Here is a 20,648-nt window from a genome sequence, read left to right on the forward strand (position 1 = left end):
GCTCCCGCTGTGCGCTCCATACGAGATATGGAGCGCACAGCGGGAGCTGAACGTTGCCCTCGGCATTGAACTGAACGATTTGGTGCAGGAGGGTTCATTGGGGCTTCTGGGCTGCATAAGCAGCTTTCAACCCGACTACGGGAACAAGTTTTTGACCTATGCTGCCCCGGCTATTCATAATGCCATGCTGGACTACATCCGCAGGCTGAATCCTACCTTTGAAGCCAAAAATCTGGACTGTATCATTCGTCTGGATGAGGTCAAAAAGGGCGAGAATAAGGGACAACATGAATTTATAGCAGATTCCAGAGTACAGAACCCAGAGCAGATTTTCATTGCAAAGGAAACCCACGAAGAAATCCATACGGCTCTGGAAATGATTGATGAGCGAGAGAAAGCCTATCTCTGGTATCGCTTTGGCTTTGAGGACGATGTCCTCCATCCTCTGAGCGAAACGGCGAAGCACTTCCATCTGTCAGAGAGCAGAGCAAAGTCCACGGAGAAATTGGCTCTGGATAACTTCTGGCTGGAACTGCCTTGGTGGTACTAAATATTCAAAGAAAGGGACATGTAATCATGGAAAAATATAAAATACTCATCATCGAAGATGACCCAATCATTCAAACTGAATTACAAGTTCTGTTAAACGGAAACGGATATGAGGCATCCGCAGTTACTGACTTTACATCAGTTATGCAAGCGGTCAAAAATACTCATCCCTATTTGATTTTGCTGGACATAAAGCTGCCACAAGAAAGCGGCTACTCAATCTGTTCTCAAATCCGCAGTTTTTCCAATGTACCGATTATCTTTGTAACAAGCTGCAATACGGACATGGATGAATTGAACAGTATTTTGCTGGGTGGAGATGCTTTTATCACCAAGCCTTATAACACAGCAATTCTGCTGGCAAAGATTTCATCCTTGATGAAACGAGCTTACCCGATAGAACAAATTGAGCGTCTGAATTGGCAAGGAGCGATTCTTCACTTAGAAAGTAGCACGATTGAATATGACGGTAACCAAGCAGAACTGACAAAGAATGAATTGAAAATATTATATTATCTTTTCAAACACGCAGGAAAGATTTGTTCCCGTAATGATATTGTAGATTATCTATGGGACAATCAGCTATATGTGGATGACAATGCTTTGAGCGTCAATATCAACCGCATCCGGGAAAAACTGGCGGGCATTGGCCTGACGGATTTTATCAAGACAAAGCATCGCCAGGGGTACACGATATGAACAGCAAACGGTATTGGAAAAACAGGCTTCCATTTCTGCTGACGAACCTTGTTTGCATGGCTGCGCTCACTGTATTTTTGCTGGTGTGCGGCAATTCGGCTTCCGCAGTAGTATTGATCCTGATCGTATGGGCATTGATTTTGCTGATGGGACTTGTCCTCACTTACTGGAAACGAAAGCGGCAGATGAAAAAACTTCTGGATATGGCGAAGCAGCTCTCCGAGAGATACCTTATTTCTGAAGTGATGGAACTGCCGGAACAGGCCGAGGATCAGGTTTACTATCAGATTTTGAAAATGGCTGGAAAATCCATGTTGGAGCAGATTGGGGAGGTCGAGCGGGAACGCCTGGAGTACAAGGAATACATTGAACAATGGATTCACGAAATCAAAACGCCCATTACTGCCATGAAACTCCTATGTGAAAACCATCGGACGAACTGGACAAAAGAACTTCTGCTGGAACTGGAAAAGACCAACCGCTTTACGGAACAGGCTCTTTATTATGCTCGCAGTGAGCATACAGAGAAAGATTATTCTGTCCGGGAAATGGCACTGTCCCAAGTGGTGCATCAGGCGATTGCAGATAACAAATATCTGCTGCTCCAAAGTGGTATGCGCCTGGAAGTGGAGGAAATGCAGGATACGGTTTATTCAGATGAAAAGTGGGTGCGTTTTATCCTAAATCAACTGATTGTCAATGCGGTCAAGTATCGTACGAAGCAGCCGGTTCTCCGCATTTCTACTCATAAATGGCAGGATCAGGTTGTCCTTGTCGTGGAGGACAATGGAATCGGGATTGCTGCGTCCGATCTGCCCCGTATCTTTGAAAAGGGATTTACCGGTCAGAATGGTCGTCTGATTCAGCAGTCCACGGGCATTGGTCTGTATCTGTGCAAACGGCTCTGTGAAAAGCTGGGCATTGGCATTACGGCGGAGTCGTCGGAACATGGCACAGCCATTTCCCTTTCTTTTCACATTAACTGTCTGATTCATGAAGTGCAGAACTGAAAAGCGTTCTGCACTTCTTACATTTTTGTTAGAACTTTGTAAGAAAACTTGATACAAACAAAGCCACTCTTATTTTACAATAGAGATCAGAGGTGATAACAATGAAAGAAATTTTGAAACTGGATCATATCCAAAAATATTACGGAAATGGCGGAAATGTTACAAAAGCAATTCAGGACATCAGCTTTTCCGTTCAAGAGGGAGAATTTGTAGGAATCATGGGAGCATCTGGCTCCGGCAAGACTACCCTGCTCAACTGTATTTCCACCATTGATACCGTCAGTGCGGGACATATCTATCTGGACGGAACCGATGTGACGGAAATCAACGAAAAACAGATTGCCCGGTTTCGTCGGGAGAATCTTGGATTTGTATTTCAGGATTTTAACCTGCTGGACACGCTGACCATTTCGGAAAACATAGCCCTGGCGCTGACCATCAACAAGGTTCCAGCAGGCGAGATTGATGGGCGGGTGCGGGAAATGGCCGGAAAGCTGAATATCACGGATATTCTGGACAAATACCCCTATCAGGTGTCCGGCGGCCAGAAGCAGCGGTGCGCCTGTGCCAGAGCCATTATCAATCAGCCTAAGCTGATTTTGGCGGATGAACCCACCGGTGCGTTAGACAGTCACTCGTCCCAGATGCTGCTCTCGACGATCCAGAGTATCAATGAAGATCTCGGAGCCACGATTCTGATGGTGACACACGATGCTTTCTCGGCAAGCTATGCCAATCGTATTCTCTTTATGAGGGACGGGGCAATCTTTACGGAAATCCGTAAGGGGGGTGATTCCCGCAGGACTTTCTTTGAAAAAATCCTGGATGTCCTTACCATGATGGGAGGGGGCATGAGCGATGTACGCTAAACTTATTTTCAAAAATGCAAAGCGGTCTGTGAAGGACTATTTGATTTATATTGTGACCATGACACTCTGTGTCACCCTGTTCTATGCGTTTTTGTCTATCAGCAGCACCCATTATCATCCGACCATTGGTGCGGAATATAATATTTCCCTGCTGGCTGGAGGTATGAAACTGGCAATTTGCGGGATTAGTTTGCTTTTGTTGTTTCTGATCCACTATGTCAATCGTTTCATGCTGAGAAAAAAGCAAAAGGAGTTTGCCGTTGAGGCAACCTTGGGAATGGAGCAAAAAACCATAGGCCTGCTCTTTTTTGGAGAGACTTTTTTCCTGCTCATATTCTCTGTGTCGGTGGGAATCCTTCTGGGGATGGTCGTTTCTCAGGTCATTACGGCTATGCTGCTTGCTTCTTTTGGGGAACCCTACGCTTTTTCTTGGTCGTTTTTCCCGGATACTGTGCTGTTGACCGTGGGCTTCTTTGTTGTTTGCCAGATTCTGGTTGGAGTCGGGAATGTCAGAATTCTCAACAAAAGCAGGATTATTGAGCTTATGACGGCAAACCGTCAGAATGAAAAACCGCTTCATAAAAGCAGATGGATGCCGATGATCTGTATTTTCTATGGCATTCTGCTGCTGTGGATGCTGGAGGTAGGTACTGTAAAATATCATTTTTACTTCGATTCCAGACATCCGCTTCCTGTAAAGCTCATGTATTGGGGGAATGTCCTTTTCCCTGCACTGACGCTGCTTTGGGCAATCGCAGGTGCTGTTTTACACAGAAAAATAGGGTTTTCCCGATATCTTTGCGGACTTCTGGCTGGTGCTGTATTGACCGCTATCCCGATTTTTTCCATCGCAGAACTGGAAAAAGCCTACTTCCTTGGATTTGACGCTCCAACTCTGAATCAATATTTGCTGTTTGGGGTTGCGGATATTTTGTTTATCATTTCCGCAGTCATGTATTTATCGAATGCGGCGCTCCTATACTGGAAGGAGTCTAAAGTGTCCCGCAAATATCATAATACGAGTTTATTTCTGTTTGGACAGCTTTCCTCTAAGCTGGCTACCAATACGAAAACGATGACGATCATTTGTGTGACCCTGACTTTTTCTATCTGCTTGTTTGTCATTGCGCCGGTTTTAACGGGATGGAGTCTGGGCTATTTGGACAGTCGGGCTGTCTATGATATTCAAATTTCAAGCCGCTACAACGATGTTTATGAAGTGGAAAATCTTCCGGATACAGACTATGGAGAAATTACTGCGTTCATAGAACAAAACAAAATAGCGATAAAGGACGATTTGACTTTTTCGGAATATCTTCCCAAGCAAAGCGACTTTCACCAGCGAGTAAAGTACAATTTTCCTCCCTTGGCGATCGCACTGAAGGATTATAACGCTGTTCGGAAAATGTTGGGATATGAACCTATTATCTTACAAACGGATGAATTTGCTACCCACTGGCATCGTGCAGCAGAGGACAAGGATATTGAAAACTACATTGCTGAGCATACCTTATTGGAAACTGACGCAGGCACCCTGAAACTCAGTGAGAACGCCGTGTTTCAGGAGCCTGTGGGGGAATCCATCTATAATCTTTATACAGATGTGGTGTATATCATACCTGACGAAATAGCGCAAGTCTTGCTTCCGGTACAGCGCAACCGATTTGTGATGACCCAATATCCGCTTCCCTTCAAAACGGCAGAAATGCTGGAACAGCTTCTTGGGCGTTCTTATCCAGAAGATCCTGATAAAGACAATCTGGCAGGATACAGTACAACTGTCCATACTACGGAAGTGAACCGTATAATCGCCCTTAACTTTATCCTAAAAGCGTCCTTGATCTATGGTGCAATTGTTCTGATGGTGATGTGTCTTACCGTGCTGGCTCTTCAGCAGCTCCTGGATGCAGAAAAAAACAACTACAGATTTTCGGTTCTGCGAAAAATGGGAGTGGAAGAGAAGGACCTGCATACTTTGGTTCTAAAACAGCTTGGTGTTTGGTTTGGGATGCCGATCACAGCGGCAATCGTTGTAGCAATTATTGTGATTGGCTATTTTCTTCAAAGTGTTTCTGCTGAAATCTCAGCTTATATTGGCTGCGGAGCCTTGATGGTACAAGTAGGGATTATCATTGGTATTCTTTTCTTACTGCTGATATGCTACTTCATAAGTACATGGATATTGTTTAAGCGGTCCATTTCGGAGAACTGATAAAGTCACAGTACAAAAAGGAAAAGCCGCCTGTATGAGCATTTGATATGCCCGCACAGGCGGCTTGCTTTATCTCTGGTAATCAGTCCAAAGGTTTATATTCTGTAACAGTTTTCAGGTATGTTTCCGGGTCGCCGTTGAGAACTAAATCTGCATAGGCTGCCGGATCGTTGTAAATCAGCCAGTCCAGCTCTGACCGCTGATATATATTATCGGCAACCTCATTCTCTACCGCAATCGTATCAATGGCAATCATGCTGCCATTTGCAAATTTCAGCTCCACACAGGCAGTATCCATATTGAACTCACAAGAAAGTAAACGCTTCATTTTGCCCTCCTTAGATCATGCCGAAGTGCTTGAGCGCCTCCTTGATTGCTTTTTCCTTATCGGGCGGGCATTGGGGCTGTTTTGCATCATCGGACTTCGGTTTGTTGTAATTTTCTCGCTCGATGATACCGCATTTCTGCTTCACCTGAGCGATATACAAGCTGCTGACCTTGAGTCCGGTATGCTCCAGCACATATTCCTTGATTTCCGAATAGGTGGCTTTCTTCTCTGCATCGGTGAGATCAAGTTCGTCCATGTGGATGTCTACCTCGATATGTTGCTTTGCATTAAGTTTGGACAATAAACATACCGTCTCCACGTGCACCGTATGCGGAAACTGATCCACCGGCGTCACATCCTTAAGTTCATATCCCTTTGCTCTTAAGAACTTCACATCCCTCGCAAGCGTTGCACTGTCACAGCTTACATACACGACTTTCTCCGGCTGCATATCCACGATCGTCTGAAGCAGGGATTCCTCACAGCCCTTTCTCGGCGGATCGACCACGATCACATCAGCGTGCACCGTCTCTCCGTTATGTGTCTTTTCATATTCTTTATAATATTCCGGCAGAACTTCTTCTGCCTTGCCTACATAGAATTCCGCATTCGTAATATCATTGATCTTCGCATTATTCCTTGCATCGTCAATGGCCTGCGGTACGATCTCTACACCGTATACCTGCTTTGCTTTCTTCGCAAGGAACAGGGAAATGGTTCCGATTCCGCAGTACAGATCCCACACTGTCTCATTGCCTGTAAGACCTGCATAGTCCAGTGCCAGTCCGTATAACTTCTCTGTTTGGACCGGATTCACCTGGTAAAATGACAGAGGGGAAATCTGATACTTGATCTCACCGATATAGTCTGTGATGAACTCCTGCCCCCACAGAAGGCGGATCGTATCGCCCATGATCACATTCGTCTTCGCCGTATTCGAGCTGAGTGTGATGCTTGTCATGCCCGGAATCTGTCGGAGACGTCCGACCAGATCATGGCAGTGCGGAATGGTCTTTCCATTGATGACCAAACACACCATGATCTCATCCGTTTTAAATCCGTAACGGAGCAGCACATGGCGCACCAGTCCCTTATGTTTCACTTCATCGTATGCTGGAATTTCAAATTCTTCCATAAAATCCAGGATACAGTTCAAGATCTCTTCATTCACTTCCACACCAAGTACACAGTCTGTATTCCCGATAATGCTGTGCGTTCTGCCGGCATAGAATCCGGCGGTCACTCTGCCGTCTTTGTCTGTCCCAATCGGAAACTGTGCCTTATTACGGTAGCGGAACGGCTGCATCCCTTCCTCGTCCATGCCGACAACCGGATGCATGATCTGATCCAGAAGTTCACCCGGAACTTCTCCGATCCGCTCCAGATTGCCGCGTACCTTAGATTCTTTAAATGCAAGCTGTGCCGGGTACTTCATCTCCTGTATCTGACATCCACCGCATTTTCTCGCCATCGGACAGACCACTTCCTCTACGCGGTCTTTCGACGGAGTCAGGACATTCATCAGGCGGGCATAGCCGTAATTCTTCTTGGCTTTCATAACCTTTGCCTCTACGACATCCCCTATAATGGCATCTTTGATGAACAGTGTATACCCGTCCACCTTTCCGATGCCTTCTCCTCCGACTCCGATATCTTCAATTTTAACCTTTACTAATTCATTCTTCTGCATCATTAGATAACTGTCTTTCTGATATTTGATTCAAACAGGCGGTTATATCCCAGCCAGTCATTACCTTTTTTATCTTTGAATAACTCTGTCAGGGTCTGCATCTTCGCATCTGCATTGTCAGCAAGATTCAGAGCCATCGCCTCGGCAAGTGCCGGTTTCTTCGGGGAACCGTATTCCAGTTCTCCATGATGTGCAACGATACAGTGTTTTAATTCGTTCGCAAGTTTCTCCGGAAAATCCGGGATATTGCGGACTGCATCTCCGATCATCTCCACACCGATCACGATATGTCCCAGAAGCTGTCCTTCGTCTGTGTAATCATTTTCCGGGAAAGATGACAATTCCTTCGTCTTTCCGATATCGTGACAGATTGCCGCCGTGAAAAGCAGATCCTTATTCAGGATCGGATATGCCCCCACCATGTAATCGCAGAACTTCACAACACTCAGTGTATGTTCCAGAAGTCCTCCGGCAAACCCGTGATGTACCGTCTTCGCGGCCGAATGTCCCTTGAAATTACGGATAAATGTCTCGTCTTTTATAAAATAATGATCCAGTACTTGTCTCAGATACTGGTTGTCTACTTTCTTAATGTATCCAAGCAGTTCCTCATACATGCCATCTGTACTTTTCTCTGTTGTCGGCATATAATCAGCAGCGATGTATTCGCCTTCCTGCACCTTTCTGATCTGCTTGATATTCATCTGCAGATTATTGTTATAGCTGATGATCTCACCATATACCTCAATGAAATCCAGCTCATCATAGTCTGCGATTCCACCGGAATTCGGATCCCATACTTTTCCGTCCAGTGTTCCGGTCTTATCCTGCAGGATCAGATTATCATACGGTCTTCCGTTTCTGGTCTCCGCTGAACGCTTTCCTTTACACAAATATACATTTCTGATCGTTTCCCCTTCGTGAAGGGTATTGATATATCTCATCTTATTTCCTCTTTCTATATTCTATATCTTTATTTTACAACTGTCCCGGCACCAAAACATCCAGTCCGGCAAACTACTCCTTACTTCCGACTGTCACGTCAAAGGAAATGTCCACATAACCACCGGATCCCTGTCTCTGTCCTTTGAGTCTGATCTTACTGCCGCTTTTCTGGTCCCGCAGTACACTCTGGTAGGCTGATAGTGATGTTATCTTCTTCCCTGCTGCCTCCGTAATGATATCTCCACTCTGGATCCCTGCTGCCATTGCCGGTGAATCCGTCTCTACGGTCCGGACATACACGCCTTCAGGAATTCCCTGCGCTTCGATTTCTGCCGTCACATCCAGTCCACGGATGCCGATATATGGCACCGCCTGACCGTTGGATAACAGTTCAATCTCTGATTTCAATCCTGAGATTCCATAACCAGTCACCAGTTCTTTGCTGCTGTTTCCGGATATACCCTGGTCAATAATTCCAACCACTTCGCCCGACAGGTTGATGATCACACCTGTCCCGTCCTCTGCCGCACCAATGTCTGTACAAAGAAGCGGATAACTTCCGTCATCACCGTCCAGTTCATTTCTGCTGCTCGCAATTGTTCCGAATCCAACCGCTCCCGCATAACCGAACGGTTTTCCGAGAACCACCGCAGCATCTCCTTTCTGTACCGAACCGGAACTGCCAAGAGTTGCAATACTGATCTGCTGCCATGTTGACTGCGCGATGCTGCTTTTGGCTACAGCATAGATCGCAAATCCAAGACTTTCATCCTTCTTCTTCACAGAAGCCTGCTTCGTTGTCCCATCCGCGAATCTGATATGGATCTCTTTTGTATCTCTTAATATAGAAGTCTTTCCGTATATCAGAAGTTCCTGTCCATTATCCGCAATGATCAGTCCGGACACACTGTTCTTATTATCATAAGATTCTTCCGTCCAGTCCTGCTCTCCCGAGATACCGATGACCTCAACTACCGATTTTGCGGCTTCGGATGCTACTGAATTCATTGCTTTCTGAAGTTCTCTGTAACTGTCAATGCCAAGCGTCTGTACTGTACTGTCATTGCCGGTATCTGCAGTGGTTTCATCCGACTTTTCTTCCTCTTTTTCTTCCGGTATTACAACTTCCTGTGAATCTCTGGGAAACTTTTCATCAAGCCATGGCCTGAGCGCAGAAAAACTAATGCAGGCACACACACCGAACGCCACTCCAAGTCCTGCGATCCGAAGCAGATCTTTACGGTACTTTTTCCCGCGGCTGTTCTCATCTTTGATTGTTTCCTGCATAAATAAATACTCTGATTTTTCAGTTTTATTTCCAGGTTCGCCCTGTTCATTTTTCAGATGTTTCTGCTCATCCATCAGCTCTTCCGTCTCCTTTACAATCCTTTTTATAGTATACCGTATGGAATGGGAATGTTCAATATTATCCTTTTCTTTATAGCGTAAATAAGGTAGAATAGTTACTGACCAGAATTACTGTACATACAGTAACATAGAATAGATCCAGGTGAAAAACATGAATAAAAAAACATTAACGAAATTAGAATATCATAAAATTATTGACATCTTAATAGAACAGGCAACCTCTTTCGGCGGCAAAGAACGCTGCAAGAGATTGAAACCCATGACATCTCTTCCGGATATCAATACTGCACAGGAACAAACTGCCGCCGCATTTACCCGTATCATCAGGAAGGGACGTCCTTCTTTCGGAAGCTGCAACCCGGTCGGGGAATCTTTAAAGCGTCTGGAAGTCGGTGCAGCTCTTGGAAGCGGGGAACTCCTGCGCATCTGCAAGCTTTTGGAAAATGCAGGACAGATCAAAGCCTACGGCCGTCATGAGACTGTAGACGATGCGGAAGATTGTCTGGATATATTTTTCCAGCAGATTGAGCCGCTGACACTGATCAGCACCGAGATACGCAGATGTATCATTGACGAAGATGAGATCAGCGATGATGCCAGCAGCACTCTGAAGCAGATCCGCCGTTCCATGAACCAGATCAACGATAAAGTACATTCTACCTTATCTTCTCTGGTCAATGGTTCACTCCGCACCTATCTGCAGGATTCGATCATCACAATGCGCGGGGACCGCTATTGTATCCCGGTCAAAGCCGAATACCGGAGCCAGGTATCCGGTCTGATCCACGATCAGTCTGCCACGGGCTCTACCCTGTTCATCGAACCAATGTCTGTTGTAAAACTGAATAATGACCTGAAAGAACTTTACGGCAAAGAGCAGGAAGAGATACAGATAATCCTTGCACGCTTAAGTGCCGATGTCGCAGAATATACAGAGTCCATCCGCACCGACTATAAAATCATGACGGAACTGGACTTCATTTTCGCAAGAGGGAACCTTGCAATTCTTATGAACGCAAGTAAGCCTGTCTTCAATACAAAGGGAAAAATCCATATCCGCGAAGGACGTCATCCTCTGTTAGATAAAAAGAAAGTCGTTCCGATCACCGTCACTCTCGGTGACACTTTCGACCTTCTGATCGTAACCGGACCAAACACCGGCGGTAAGACTGTTTCCTTAAAAACGGTCGGATTATTTACCCTGATGGGACAGGCGGGACTTCATATCCCTGCACTGGACCGTTCGGAGCTGGCTCTTTTTGAAAATGTATATGCCGATATCGGAGATGAACAAAGTATTGAGCAGAGCCTCAGTACCTTCTCCTCTCACATGACGAACATCGTCTCGTTCTTAAAACATGTAGATGAACATTCTCTGGTGCTGTTCGATGAGCTGAACGCAGGAACCGACCCTACTGAAGGTGCCGCTCTCGCGATCGCCATCTTAAGCTATCTCCATCAGCGAGGGATCCGCACCATGGCAACTACTCACTACAGTGAGCTGAAAGTCTTCGCTCTTTCCACACCAGGTGTTGAGAATGCCTGTTGTGAATTTGATGTCGAGACGCTCAGTCCGACTTACCGTCTTCTGATTGGTATCCCGGGAAAGAGTAATGCGTTTGCCATCGCAGGAAAGCTTGGCCTTCCTGATTACATCATCGATGATGCCAGAACACACCTGACCGAACAGGATGAATCCTTCGAAGACTTGTTGACCGATCTCGAGACAAGTAAGCGTACTATCCGGAAAGAACAGGAAGAAATCGAGCACTACAAACGTGAGCTGGAACGTCTCGAAGAAGAGACCCGTCAGAAACGTGACAAATTAGAAGAGCAGCGCGACCGCATCATCCGTGAAGCCAATGAAAAAGCGCATGAGATTCTGGCCGATGCCAAGGAAACCGCCGATGAGACGATGCGTAACTTCCACAAGTTCGGCAAGGCAAATATTTCCGTTGCCGAGATGGAAAAAGAACGTGAACGTCTCCGCAAGAAAATGAATGCCACACAGAATTCCATGAAGACGGATGCGAAAAAACCGAAAAAGACTTACAAAGCCAGTGATTTCAAATTGGGTGAATCTGTCAAAGTACTCAGCATGAACCTAACCGGATCTGTCACTTCACTTCCGGATGCCAAAGGGAATGTCACCGTGCAGATGGGAATCTTGCGCTCCACAGTCAATATTTCCGATCTGGAGATCATTGACGAAGCGCCGGCATATTCATTTACCGGAAGAACTCGTCAGACCGGCAAAGGTAAAGTTAAAATGGGCAAATCCCTTGCGATCAGTCCGGAGATCAACCTTCTTGGAAAAACGGTCGATGAGGCGGTGGCCGAACTGGATAAGTATCTGGATGATGCATCGCTTGCACATCTCAGTTCCGTAAGAATCGTTCACGGAAAAGGTACCGGAGCCTTAAGAGCCGGCATCCACAAATATCTGAAGCGGCAGAAACATGTCAAATCATTCCGTCTTGGGGCTTTCGGCGAGGGTGACGCAGGCGTAACCATTGCCGAACTGAAATAAAACAAAAAATGCATCTGCATATGGGAGGCGTATACATCTATGAATAAACAGAAAATACTGATCGTCGATGACGATGAAAATATTGCCGAACTGGTCTCTTTATATCTGGCCAAAGAATGCTTTGATACCATGATGGTCCACGACGGCGAACGGGCACTGATTGCCTTTGATACTTACAAACCGAATCTGGTCCTTTTAGATCTTATGCTGCCTGGTATCGATGGATATCAGGTCTGTCGTGAGATCCGCACCAGATCCAACACCCCGATCATCATGCTCTCAGCCAAAGGCGAAGTATTCGACAAGGTACTTGGTCTTGAACTCGGCGCAGATGATTATATTATGAAACCGTTCGATGCCAAAGAGCTTGTTGCCCGCGTAAAAGCTGTTTTACGCCGCTATCAGGTTGGTTCAAAACCTGAGACCCCTCAGGCAGATAAGGGAAAATGTGTCGAATATCCGGGAATTGAGATCAATCTGACTAATTATTCTGTCATTGTTGACGGACATACCGTTGAGATGCCTCCGAAAGAACTGGAACTTCTTTATTTCCTCGCGTCTTCTCCAAATCAGGTCTTCACCAGAGAACAGCTGTTGGATCAGATCTGGGGTTACGAATACATCGGCGATACCCGTACCGTAGATGTTCATATCAAACGTCTCCGCGAGAAGATCAAGGATCATAACGGCTGGAGTCTCAGCACCGTATGGGGAATCGGTTATAAATTTGAAGTAAAATAACAGCGGGTAGATATCATGAAAAGTACATTATATTTAAAATTCATATTTATCTATATCATATTCGGATTCTTAAGCCTTTTTACAACCGCAACGCTGACAGAGAATCTGGTCCGTACACCGATCTTTAACCGTATAAGTAACAGCATGTACCGAGAGGCTACGATGGTTGCCACCAGCTATCTTCCCGGTTATTTTTCCGGTGAATTGCAGGAATCTGATACACAGATGATCTTATCCGGGATTGAGACCCAGCTGGATGCCGCAGTCTGGTTCGTTTCCAGGGACGGTAACATGATCGCCTCCGCTCATTCCGGTGAATACCCATCCGCTCCGGATACGATCAAGGATTTTGATCCTGCCGAATCCGGAAGTGACCGTTCACAGACCGGTGATTATCACGGATATTTCGACAATGACGTCATCACTGTGACCGTTCCGGTGACTTACGGGTATTTTCCAAAAGGTTATCTGATGATCCATCAGTACACTACCGTCGTTGATACTATGACGGATATATTGATGCGTGGTGTGTATATCACACTCATCGTGATCTTCCTGCTCTCGTTCATTATCCTGCTGGCATTCCATTTCCTTGTCTACCGCCCGCTTCACAAGATCACCGAAGCTGCAACACAGTATGCTTCCGGCAATCTGGAGTATGAGATTCCGGTCACGACCGAAGACGAGATGGGTTATCTGTCTGCATCACTGAACTATATGTCTTCACAGCTTCGTGATATGGAAGATTACCAGAAGAAATTTGTGGCAAATGTATCCCACGATTTCCGTTCTCCGCTTACTTCCATCAAAGGGTATGTAGAAGCTATGACAGACGGAACTATCCCGCCTGAACTACATGAGAAGTACCTGAAGATTATCTTATTTGAAACGGAACGTCTGACAGACCTGACACATGATCTGCTGACATTAAATGAATTCGACACCAATCACCTGCTTCTCAACCGGGAAGTATTCGATATCCACGAGATGATCAAACACGTGGCGGCATCCTTCGAGGGAGTCTGCACCCAGAAGAAGATCTCTATTGAACTGGTCTTCGCAACAAAGCATCTGAATGTAAATGCCGACAAACGTAAAATCCAGCAAGTCTTATACAATCTGCTGGACAATGCCATTAAATTCAGCGATCCGGATTCTATTATTACCATCGAAACAACAGACCGCGGTGAAAAAATATATACAGCAGTCAAAGATAATGGGATCGGAATTCCAAGGGCGGCACTCGGAAAAATCTGGGAACGTTTTTACAAAAGTGATCTCTCCCGCGGGAAGGATAAGAAAGGCACCGGTCTTGGACTTGCGATCGTGAAAGAAGCGGTGCAGGCACATGGTGAGAACATCACTGTAGTGAGTACAGAAGGAGTAGGAACAGAGTTTTCATTTTCACTTCCGAAAGCTGCAGGCTAATGTAACAGGGAATTATCCCTTATCTTCCAAAAAAGAAAGTCACTTCTGCTCATATTCACAGAAATGACTTTCTTTTTTATTTTGTATAGAGTATCTTCTGCACTTCATCCGTCTTCAGATTCTCTTTTGTCACCCAGGTATATCCGGTATTCACTACAGCTTCATTTCCCATATCAAGAGAAGCTCTTGCCGCAGCCACCACGGTTGCGTATCCCATGCCGAATGGATTCTGCACGATCAATCCATCAACCGTACCGTCTTTCAGATCCTGGATCTCATCATCATTGGCATCAAAACCGATCACTTTTACTTTTTTCTCCATTTTATTTCTTTCCAGTCCATCAGCTGCCAGTTTCACAGAATCACCGTTTGCCGCAAAGCAGCCGGTGATATTCGGATGTTTGGCAAGGATGTAATCGACTACCTGGTCTTCTGTAATACTGTCTGCAGCCACTATATCTTCTCCGGTAAGCTGTCCATCCGGAAGTTCACTGTCTTTTGGACGGTAAGTTCCGGCATTGATCTCGTCAGATACTGTCTTCTGCATATTGCTCAATTCATCCATGTGATATACATTTACCACAGAAATATTCGGATGGTTTGCTGTCAGTTCATCCGTCACCGCTTTTTCTCTCTGAAGAGCAGCCTGTGATTTCGAATCCTGAATGAACAGAACTGCTTCCCCGCTGTCTCTCATCTCTTCTGCCAGTCTCTGTGCTGCTTCTGTTCCTGCAGCTACATTGTCCGTCGATACATCCGCAGCCACTCCCTGATAATCAGACCCGGAATCAAAAGTGACAACCGGGATCTCGCTGTCTGTTGCGAGATCAAACTGTACCTGGCAAGCCTGCAGATCTACAATTGAGATTCCGACCGCAACCGGATATCTGTCCAATTCTTCATCCAGAAGGTTCACCTGATCATCCACATTATCTGCTTTATCCGGTGCATTATACGTTACTTTTATCTTGTCTTTTCCTGTATATCCAAGACTTGCATTCAGATCCTCTGCAGCCTGTGTCACACCTTTCTTTACTTCGTCCCAATACTGCGTACCATTCGCCTTTCCTATAATAGAAATGTAGTCTCCCTTTTTCAGCTTCAGTCCGTTTGTATTATTATAAGCCGCCGGACTGATCAGGTCTAATTTGCCCTGATATTCCTTCTCTTCTGTCTTGGTTGTATTCTTCTCTGCTTCAATCTTCTTCTCTTCATCTGTTGCTTTCGGTGTCTGCTGACATCCGCATACAAGCAGTGCCGTACCAAGCAGCATAGCAATGATTCGATTTCTTTTCATTTTCCTCTCTCCTATATCCGGTATCATTTCTACCTGTATTATATTCTACTCCTATTTTCACTTCTATTTTTCTTATACTTCATCAGCATTCTATACTATACACCAAAACGGTGAAAATTTGTTGAATTTTTTATTGAAATTTTTCTTAATTTTAACCGGGATTTACCCAAAATTCAAAAGAACGTCTCTTTTCACCACCGAATATGCTTTTTCACAACAGTATCTGCTAACGCAAGTTAGTTATGACTAAACTTTTATGTATTTCCAAAAAAACATGTAATTTACTTGTTTATTTCAGCTTTTTGTATTATGATATGGACAGAGACAACGAATTGGTTTATGTCTAGAATTTAAACTCAAAGGAGGGTATAATACTATGGCACACGTAATTGGTGATGAATGTGTAAGCTGTGGATCTTGCGAAGCTGAATGTCCAGTAGGAGCTATTTCTCAGGGAGCAGAGCATTATGAAATTGATGCTGACGCTTGTGTAGATTGTGGAGCATGTGCAGCTCAGTGTCCAGTAGGAGCTATTTCTGAAGGCTAATCATTCGAAATAAGAAGCATATACAAAGAACCTGCCAACAGCAGGTTCTTTTCATATTCAGGCAAACTCATGCGCAGTATTTATGTACTGCGCATTTTTCAACATTTTTGTTTCCCTCGACGGATTCTGACGAAATCGGTGCTTTCCCCTGTGCTATGATACATTTACCCATAAGGGACAAGTATTATATTATAAGGGGGTATCTAATGTGGGAAATCATACCAATGCTTTGAATACTTTAGAACAGATCAAACGCGAGACCAAAGATGATGCCAGACTATATGCATGTATCAGGGATCTCTACGAACAGGGTGTCTCCCTTTCCGATCTCAAAGCCCTGATCCCGGATATCAGACGGACCAGGGAACAGCTTCAGTTAAAACGCATGCTGCAGAATAACAACGAAGTGCTTCTCAACATGTTCAGCCAGGAGATGACATTTCTTCTGGATGCAAAAGAACGCCAGGAAGAGCTGGAATTCAAAAAACTGGACCAGCTGATCCGCCAGCAGCAATCCTTCCGGAAAGCTTCGGCCGATGCCGGTCCAGTAAAAAAACTAAAACGAATCTTCCTGTCTGCTTAGGTTCGCAAACTTTGTGTACTCACCTAACCAGGCCAGATTAACGGTCCCTACCGGACCGTTTCTTTGTTTTGCGATAATGATTTCTGCCTGTTTTTTGAACTCTGAATCTTTGTTATAGTATTCATCCCTGTAGATAAACATTACCACATCCGCATCCTGCTCAATGGCTCCGGATTCACGGAGATCAGAAAGCATCGGCCGCTTGTCCGGCCGGTTTTCTACCGCACGGCTTAACTGTGACAGCGATACAACCGGCACATTCAGCTCTCTGGCAAGTCCCTTTAACTGACGGGAAATGTCTGAGACTTCCTGCTGTCTGGATTCGGAACTCTTTCCTACACTTCCGGTCATTAACTGTAAGTAGTCGATGATGATGATATCCAGTCCGTGCTCCAGCTTATATTTCCTGCACTTTGATCTTAATTCCGAGATGGAGATACCCGGTGTATCATCAATGATCAGTTTCGACTGACCGATCACACCTGCTCCTTCAATCAGTTTCTCCCAGTCGGAATCTTTCATATTACCGGTTCTGAGTGACTGTGCATCTACCTGTGATTCCAGTGAGAACAGTCGGTTTACCAGCTGTTCCTTTGACATCTCAAGACTGAAGATGGCAACCGCTTTATTCTTCTTGAATGCCATATACTGTGCGATGTTCAGAACAAATGCCGTCTTACCCATGGACGGACGCGCCGCGATCAGGATAAAATCTGACGGCTGGAAGCCGGACAGTTTATAATCCAGATCGATGAATCCGGTCGGGATTCCTGTAACGGTTCCCTTACTCTTAGATGCCTTTTCAATCTTATCCAGCGCATTCAGGACCACCTGCTTGATCGGAACATATTCGCCGGTCGTTCGTCTCTGTAATAACTGGAACATGGATTTCTCGGTCTGCTCCATGATAGACTCCAGAGGTTCTTTTCCGGCATAGCACATATTTTCAACCTCTTCATTCAATTTGATCATCTTACGCATCACAGATTTGTCTGCCACGATCTGTGCATAATATTTCACATTCGCAGAAGTCGGCACTGCTGTCACCAGGTCTCTGACAAATTCCAGACTGGCAATCTCTGCCGGTACATCTTTTTCCTTCAGTCGTTCCTGCAAAGTAATCAGATCGACCGGTTTTCCTTCATTGAATAGTTCGATCATCGAATCAAAGATCACTCCATATGACGCCTGATAAAAATCATCACCACTGATGATTTCTCCTGCAGTGGTGATGGCATCTTTATCCATAAGCATGGCACCGACAACAGACTGTTCTGCTTCGATGCTGTGTGGCATGACTCGTTTGATGAGTGCTTCTTCCACGCCTGAATTCCTCCTATGCTTCTTCTTTTACAACAACTTTCAGCTCAGCCGTTACCTTTGGATGCAGCTTAACCGGAACCGTATGTGTTCCCAGTGTTCTGATTGCTTCTTTTAACTGAACTTTCTTCTTGTCAATCGTAAGATCCATCTGTTTTTTGACTTCTTCTGCAATTTCCTTTGAAGATACAGAGCCAAACGCTCTGCCGCCTTCGCCCATCTTGATCGCAACTTCAATCTTTCCTGCTTCGATCTTTCTGCCAAGTTCCTGGGCATCTTCATACTGCTGCTGAGCGATCTTGTCATCGTTCGCTTTCTTTAATTTCAGGTCATTTAAATTCTTTCCGTTAGCTTCTACACCTTTATTTTTCTTTAAGATAAAATTTCTAGCGTATCCATCACTGACGTTTACGATCTCTCCCTTTTTACCAAGTGACTTTACGTCTTCTGTCAAAATAACTTTCATTACAAGTCTCCTCCTTCTATCATTTCGTCAATCACCTGTTTTAAGCAGGCTACCGCTTCATCCATATCAGTATGGTTAAACTGTGCACCGGAAGCGTTCATATGACCGCCTCCGCCCAGACGTTCCATGATGATCTGTACGTTAACTTCATCGATCGAACGTGCGCTGACGTATATTCTTCCATTATATTCTGTTAATACAAATGATGCCTTGATCGCACTGATGTCCAATAATTCATTTGCCGCCTGTGCCCCGATGATCGTCGGGCTTTCAATGTGAAGATCCACACCCCTTGCAATGGCAAATTTGTTACGGTACACTTCTGCACTGCTGATGATCTCCGCTTTTGCCCTGTAAGATTCCATATCGTCACGGAACAACTTTCTTACCAGCGTAATATCTGCACCGGATCTTCTCAGGAATGCTGCCGCTTCAAAAGTACGAACTCCGGTACTGTTCACAAAGTTGTTGGTATCGATCATGATGCCGGCATACAGGCTGCTCGCCTCAATCTTCGGGATCTTGATCCCATCTACAATATACTGCAATACCTCTGATACCATCTCACAAGCCGATGAGGCATATGGCTCAATATAAGATAACAGCGCATTATCAATATTGTCACTGCTCTGTCTGTGATGATCCAATACCACGATCGTCTTCGTTGTCTTCAGAAGGTCCTCACACTCTGTCATCATCGGACGGTTCGTATCTACAACGACTACCATTGAATTCTCGTCTGCCATATTCATCGCCTGTGACGATGTCAAAAACAGATCATCCGGGTAAGCCGGATCTTGTTCGAATAATTCATATAAAGGCCTGAGCGATGCTGACACTTCATTGATCACAATATAAGCACGTTTCTCCAGTGCCAGTGCCGCACGATAGATTCCCATTGCCGCACCGAACGCATCCACATCTGTCAGCTTATGCCCCATAACGAATATCTTATCTTTGACCGTGATAAATTCACGCAGTGCCTCGGCTTTTACACGCGCCTTTACACGGGTATTCTTCGCTGTCTGTTCTCGCTTTCCACCATAATAGGTAACACCGTGACAGTCCTTGATCACCGCCTGGTCGCCGCCTCTTGCAAGTGCGAGATCGATCGCTACACGCGCATAGTTATAACTCTGTGCATAAGAATCGGAACTCAGTCCCAGACCGATACTAAGTGTTGCCGGAATTCCATTTCCGATATTTACGGACTTTACATCATCCAGCAGGGAGAACTTATCTTCTTCCAGCTGTTTAAAATAAGACTTTCGGATGATAATGAAATACTTATCATTCTCCAGCTTCTTGACGATTCCGTCAACTTTTGCAATATACTGGTTGATCTTACGGTCTACCAGAGCCATCAGAAGTGACTGCCTGACCTCTTCCACAGTGTCGATCACTTCATCGTAGTTATCGATGTATACCAGGCCTGCAACCATTCTCTGTTCTTCATTTTCCCTGATCGTACGGTTCAGTTCTGTAACATCCTGAAGATATACCGCAATGAAATATTCCTTCTCCTTCGGCAATTCCATAAGCTGTTCCGTATCGCTGAATCCCTCTACCGATACTCTACGCAGTTCTGCCTGGTATTCCTTATCATCATAATATACTTCCATCGTGACCTTCTGCTGATCCTCTTTTGGAAATATACTCCGGTTCAATTCCGGAATGTATTTACTGATGTAAGCTTCTCCTTTTGGCTTTCCGCCCAGAATTGCTTCGAATTCGTCATTCATCCAAACTGCTTTCCCATCATCTAACAGGATTGCATAGGGAATCGACAGTTCCCTCAGCAGCGTATTCTGGACAATGCCATACTGTGCAGCAAATTCCACGAGATCCTTCATGATGATATTCTTACTGTAAAAATACAGTCCGCCTACCATGATGATATATATCAGCACGAATACGGCCATCAGGATTCCCGCTCTGTGATCCATCTTATACACCCACAGATTCATTGCGATCAAGAGCAATACCATGATTGCCGGCCACTGAATATAAAGCTTCAACTGGCCTTTCAGCTGCACCTTTCCATTTTCATTCTTTTTTTCCATGAT

At 45.1% G+C, this 20,648-nt stretch carries 18 protein-coding genes; 10 read left to right on the forward strand and 8 right to left on the reverse strand.

Annotation, left to right across the window (positions count from 1 at the left end; all coding sequences use genetic code 11):
- From GT508_RS11520 to GT508_RS11540, 5 genes are all read left to right on the forward strand, one after another.
- Positions 1–550, forward strand: a 550-nt coding sequence (locus GT508_RS11520; RefSeq protein WP_161144288.1) for a sigma-70 family RNA polymerase sigma factor, incomplete at its 5' end; no start/stop codon positions are given.
- A 26-nt stretch (positions 551–576) separates the two neighbouring features.
- Entirely contained in the window at positions 577–1,248 is a 672-nt protein-coding gene (locus GT508_RS11525) for a response regulator transcription factor (protein ID WP_015538084.1), read from the forward strand.
- On the forward strand, positions 1,245–2,258 hold the full coding sequence (locus tag GT508_RS11530) for a sensor histidine kinase (RefSeq protein WP_015538085.1): 1,014 nt from the start codon (positions 1,245–1,247) through the stop codon (positions 2,256–2,258). Before GT508_RS11525 ends, GT508_RS11530 begins: the two co-directional genes overlap by 4 nt.
- Before the next feature lie 101 nt (positions 2,259–2,359).
- Positions 2,360–3,127 carry an ABC transporter ATP-binding protein gene (locus tag GT508_RS11535; protein ID WP_015538086.1) on the forward strand — a complete coding sequence of 256 codons (768 nt, stop codon included), beginning with the start codon at positions 2,360–2,362 and terminating at the stop codon, positions 3,125–3,127.
- Positions 3,117–5,339, forward strand: coding sequence for an FtsX-like permease family protein (locus tag GT508_RS11540; RefSeq protein ID WP_055149786.1), 2,223 nt, complete (start codon positions 3,117–3,119; stop codon positions 5,337–5,339). The genes GT508_RS11535 and GT508_RS11540 overlap by 11 nt, the downstream gene beginning before the upstream one ends.
- Before the next feature lie 82 nt (positions 5,340–5,421).
- Here GT508_RS11540 and GT508_RS11545 read toward each other — a convergent pair whose 3' ends face one another.
- From GT508_RS11545 to GT508_RS11560, 4 genes are all read right to left on the reverse strand, one after another.
- Positions 5,422–5,667 (reverse strand): DUF6061 family protein, encoded by a 246-nt coding sequence (locus tag GT508_RS11545; RefSeq protein WP_015538088.1) that lies wholly within the window; start codon positions 5,665–5,667, stop codon positions 5,422–5,424.
- A 10-nt stretch (positions 5,668–5,677) separates the two neighbouring features.
- Positions 5,678–7,357, reverse strand: a complete 1,680-nt coding sequence (gene rlmD / locus GT508_RS11550; RefSeq protein WP_192934817.1) for a 23S rRNA (uracil(1939)-C(5))-methyltransferase RlmD — start codon at positions 7,355–7,357, stop codon at positions 5,678–5,680.
- 2 nt (positions 7,358–7,359) lie between these two features.
- Complete coding sequence (locus GT508_RS11555) at positions 7,360–8,301, reverse strand: 3'-5' exoribonuclease YhaM family protein (RefSeq protein WP_161144290.1); 942 nt, start codon at positions 8,299–8,301, stop codon at positions 7,360–7,362.
- Between the two features lie 73 nt (positions 8,302–8,374).
- A complete protein-coding gene (locus GT508_RS11560; RefSeq protein WP_243144114.1) occupies positions 8,375–9,664 on the reverse strand; it encodes a S1C family serine protease in 1,290 nt (429 codons plus the stop codon).
- A 157-nt stretch (positions 9,665–9,821) separates the two neighbouring features.
- Between GT508_RS11560 and GT508_RS11565 the strand changes: the two genes are divergently transcribed.
- From GT508_RS11565 to GT508_RS11575, 3 genes are read left to right on the forward strand one after another with little or no spacing between them, the layout of a single operon-like run.
- Positions 9,822–12,200, forward strand: coding sequence for an endonuclease MutS2 (locus tag GT508_RS11565; RefSeq protein WP_161144291.1), 2,379 nt, complete (start codon positions 9,822–9,824; stop codon positions 12,198–12,200).
- 39 nt (positions 12,201–12,239) lie between these two features.
- Positions 12,240–12,941, forward strand: a complete 702-nt coding sequence (locus GT508_RS11570; protein WP_028088555.1) for a response regulator transcription factor — start codon at positions 12,240–12,242, stop codon at positions 12,939–12,941.
- Positions 12,942–12,956: 15 nt separating this feature from the next.
- Positions 12,957–14,369: a sensor histidine kinase gene (locus GT508_RS11575; RefSeq protein ID WP_161144292.1), complete on the forward strand. Its 1,413-nt coding sequence runs from the start codon at positions 12,957–12,959 to the stop codon at positions 14,367–14,369.
- Between the two features lie 76 nt (positions 14,370–14,445).
- Here the strand turns inward: GT508_RS11575 and GT508_RS11580 are convergent, their stop codons facing one another.
- The gene (locus GT508_RS11580) at positions 14,446–15,666 is read right to left on the reverse strand and encodes a substrate-binding domain-containing protein (protein WP_243144115.1); all 1,221 of its coding nucleotides are present in this window, start codon (positions 15,664–15,666) and stop codon (positions 14,446–14,448) included.
- Positions 15,667–16,042: 376 nt separating this feature from the next.
- Here GT508_RS11580 and GT508_RS11585 point away from each other — a divergent pair, with 376 nt between their 5' ends.
- Both GT508_RS11585 and GT508_RS11590 read left to right on the forward strand, forming a co-directional pair.
- Positions 16,043–16,213, forward strand: coding sequence for a DUF362 domain-containing protein (locus GT508_RS11585; RefSeq protein ID WP_028088558.1), 171 nt, complete (start codon positions 16,043–16,045; stop codon positions 16,211–16,213).
- 208 nt (positions 16,214–16,421) lie between these two features.
- Entirely contained in the window at positions 16,422–16,796 is a 375-nt protein-coding gene (locus tag GT508_RS11590; protein WP_028088559.1) for a hypothetical protein, read from the forward strand.
- On the opposite strand, the gene dnaB is transcribed toward GT508_RS11590, so the two are convergent.
- Genes dnaB through GT508_RS11605 form a run of 3 tightly spaced genes read right to left on the reverse strand, consistent with a single transcriptional unit; the run spans position 16,770 to position 20,645 of the window.
- A complete protein-coding gene (dnaB, locus tag GT508_RS11595; RefSeq protein ID WP_161144294.1) occupies positions 16,770–18,119 on the reverse strand; it encodes a replicative DNA helicase in 1,350 nt (449 codons plus the stop codon). The genes GT508_RS11590 and dnaB overlap by 27 nt on opposite strands.
- 13 nt (positions 18,120–18,132) lie before the next feature.
- Positions 18,133–18,582 carry a 50S ribosomal protein L9 gene (gene rplI, locus GT508_RS11600; protein WP_028088561.1) on the reverse strand — a complete coding sequence of 150 codons (450 nt, stop codon included), beginning with the start codon at positions 18,580–18,582 and terminating at the stop codon, positions 18,133–18,135.
- Positions 18,582–20,645, reverse strand: coding sequence for a DHH family phosphoesterase (locus GT508_RS11605; RefSeq protein ID WP_173791770.1), 2,064 nt, complete (start codon positions 20,643–20,645; stop codon positions 18,582–18,584). Before GT508_RS11605 ends, rplI begins: the two co-directional genes overlap by 1 nt.
- Positions 20,646–20,648: the final 3 nt, after the last annotated feature.

The organism is Dorea sp. BIOML-A1 (assembly GCF_009875615.1).
Taxonomy (GTDB): domain Bacteria; phylum Bacillota; class Clostridia; order Lachnospirales; family Lachnospiraceae; genus Dorea_A; species Dorea_A amylophila.

Excerpts from the sequence above, each read along its gene's own strand:
- GT508_RS11540 (WP_055149786.1), top strand. The coding sequence starts at position 3,117 with ATGTACGCTAAACTTATTTTCAAAAATGCAAAGCGGTCTGTGAAGGAC.
- GT508_RS11535 (WP_015538086.1), top strand. The coding sequence starts at position 2,360 with ATGAAAGAAATTTTGAAACTGGATCATATCCAAAAATATTACGGAAAT.
- GT508_RS11555 (WP_161144290.1), bottom strand. The coding sequence starts at position 8,301 with ATGAGATATATCAATACCCTTCACGAAGGGGAAACGATCAGAAATGTA.
- GT508_RS11530 (WP_015538085.1), top strand. The coding sequence starts at position 1,245 with ATGAACAGCAAACGGTATTGGAAAAACAGGCTTCCATTTCTGCTGACG.
- GT508_RS11585 (WP_028088558.1), top strand. The coding sequence starts at position 16,043 with ATGGCACACGTAATTGGTGATGAATGTGTAAGCTGTGGATCTTGCGAA.
- GT508_RS11575 (WP_161144292.1), top strand. The coding sequence starts at position 12,957 with ATGAAAAGTACATTATATTTAAAATTCATATTTATCTATATCATATTC.
- GT508_RS11560 (WP_243144114.1), bottom strand. The coding sequence starts at position 9,664 with ATGGATGAGCAGAAACATCTGAAAAATGAACAGGGCGAACCTGGAAAT.
- GT508_RS11580 (WP_243144115.1), bottom strand. The coding sequence starts at position 15,666 with ATGAAAAGAAATCGAATCATTGCTATGCTGCTTGGTACGGCACTGCTT.
- rplI (WP_028088561.1), bottom strand. The coding sequence starts at position 18,582 with ATGAAAGTTATTTTGACAGAAGACGTAAAGTCACTTGGTAAAAAGGGA.
- GT508_RS11525 (WP_015538084.1), top strand. The coding sequence starts at position 577 with ATGGAAAAATATAAAATACTCATCATCGAAGATGACCCAATCATTCAA.
- GT508_RS11565 (WP_161144291.1), top strand. The coding sequence starts at position 9,822 with ATGAATAAAAAAACATTAACGAAATTAGAATATCATAAAATTATTGAC.
- GT508_RS11570 (WP_028088555.1), top strand. The coding sequence starts at position 12,240 with ATGAATAAACAGAAAATACTGATCGTCGATGACGATGAAAATATTGCC.
- rlmD (WP_192934817.1), bottom strand. The coding sequence starts at position 7,357 with ATGCAGAAGAATGAATTAGTAAAGGTTAAAATTGAAGATATCGGAGTC.
- GT508_RS11545 (WP_015538088.1), bottom strand. The coding sequence starts at position 5,667 with ATGAAGCGTTTACTTTCTTGTGAGTTCAATATGGATACTGCCTGTGTG.
- GT508_RS11605 (WP_173791770.1), bottom strand. The coding sequence starts at position 20,645 with ATGGAAAAAAAGAATGAAAATGGAAAGGTGCAGCTGAAAGGCCAGTTG.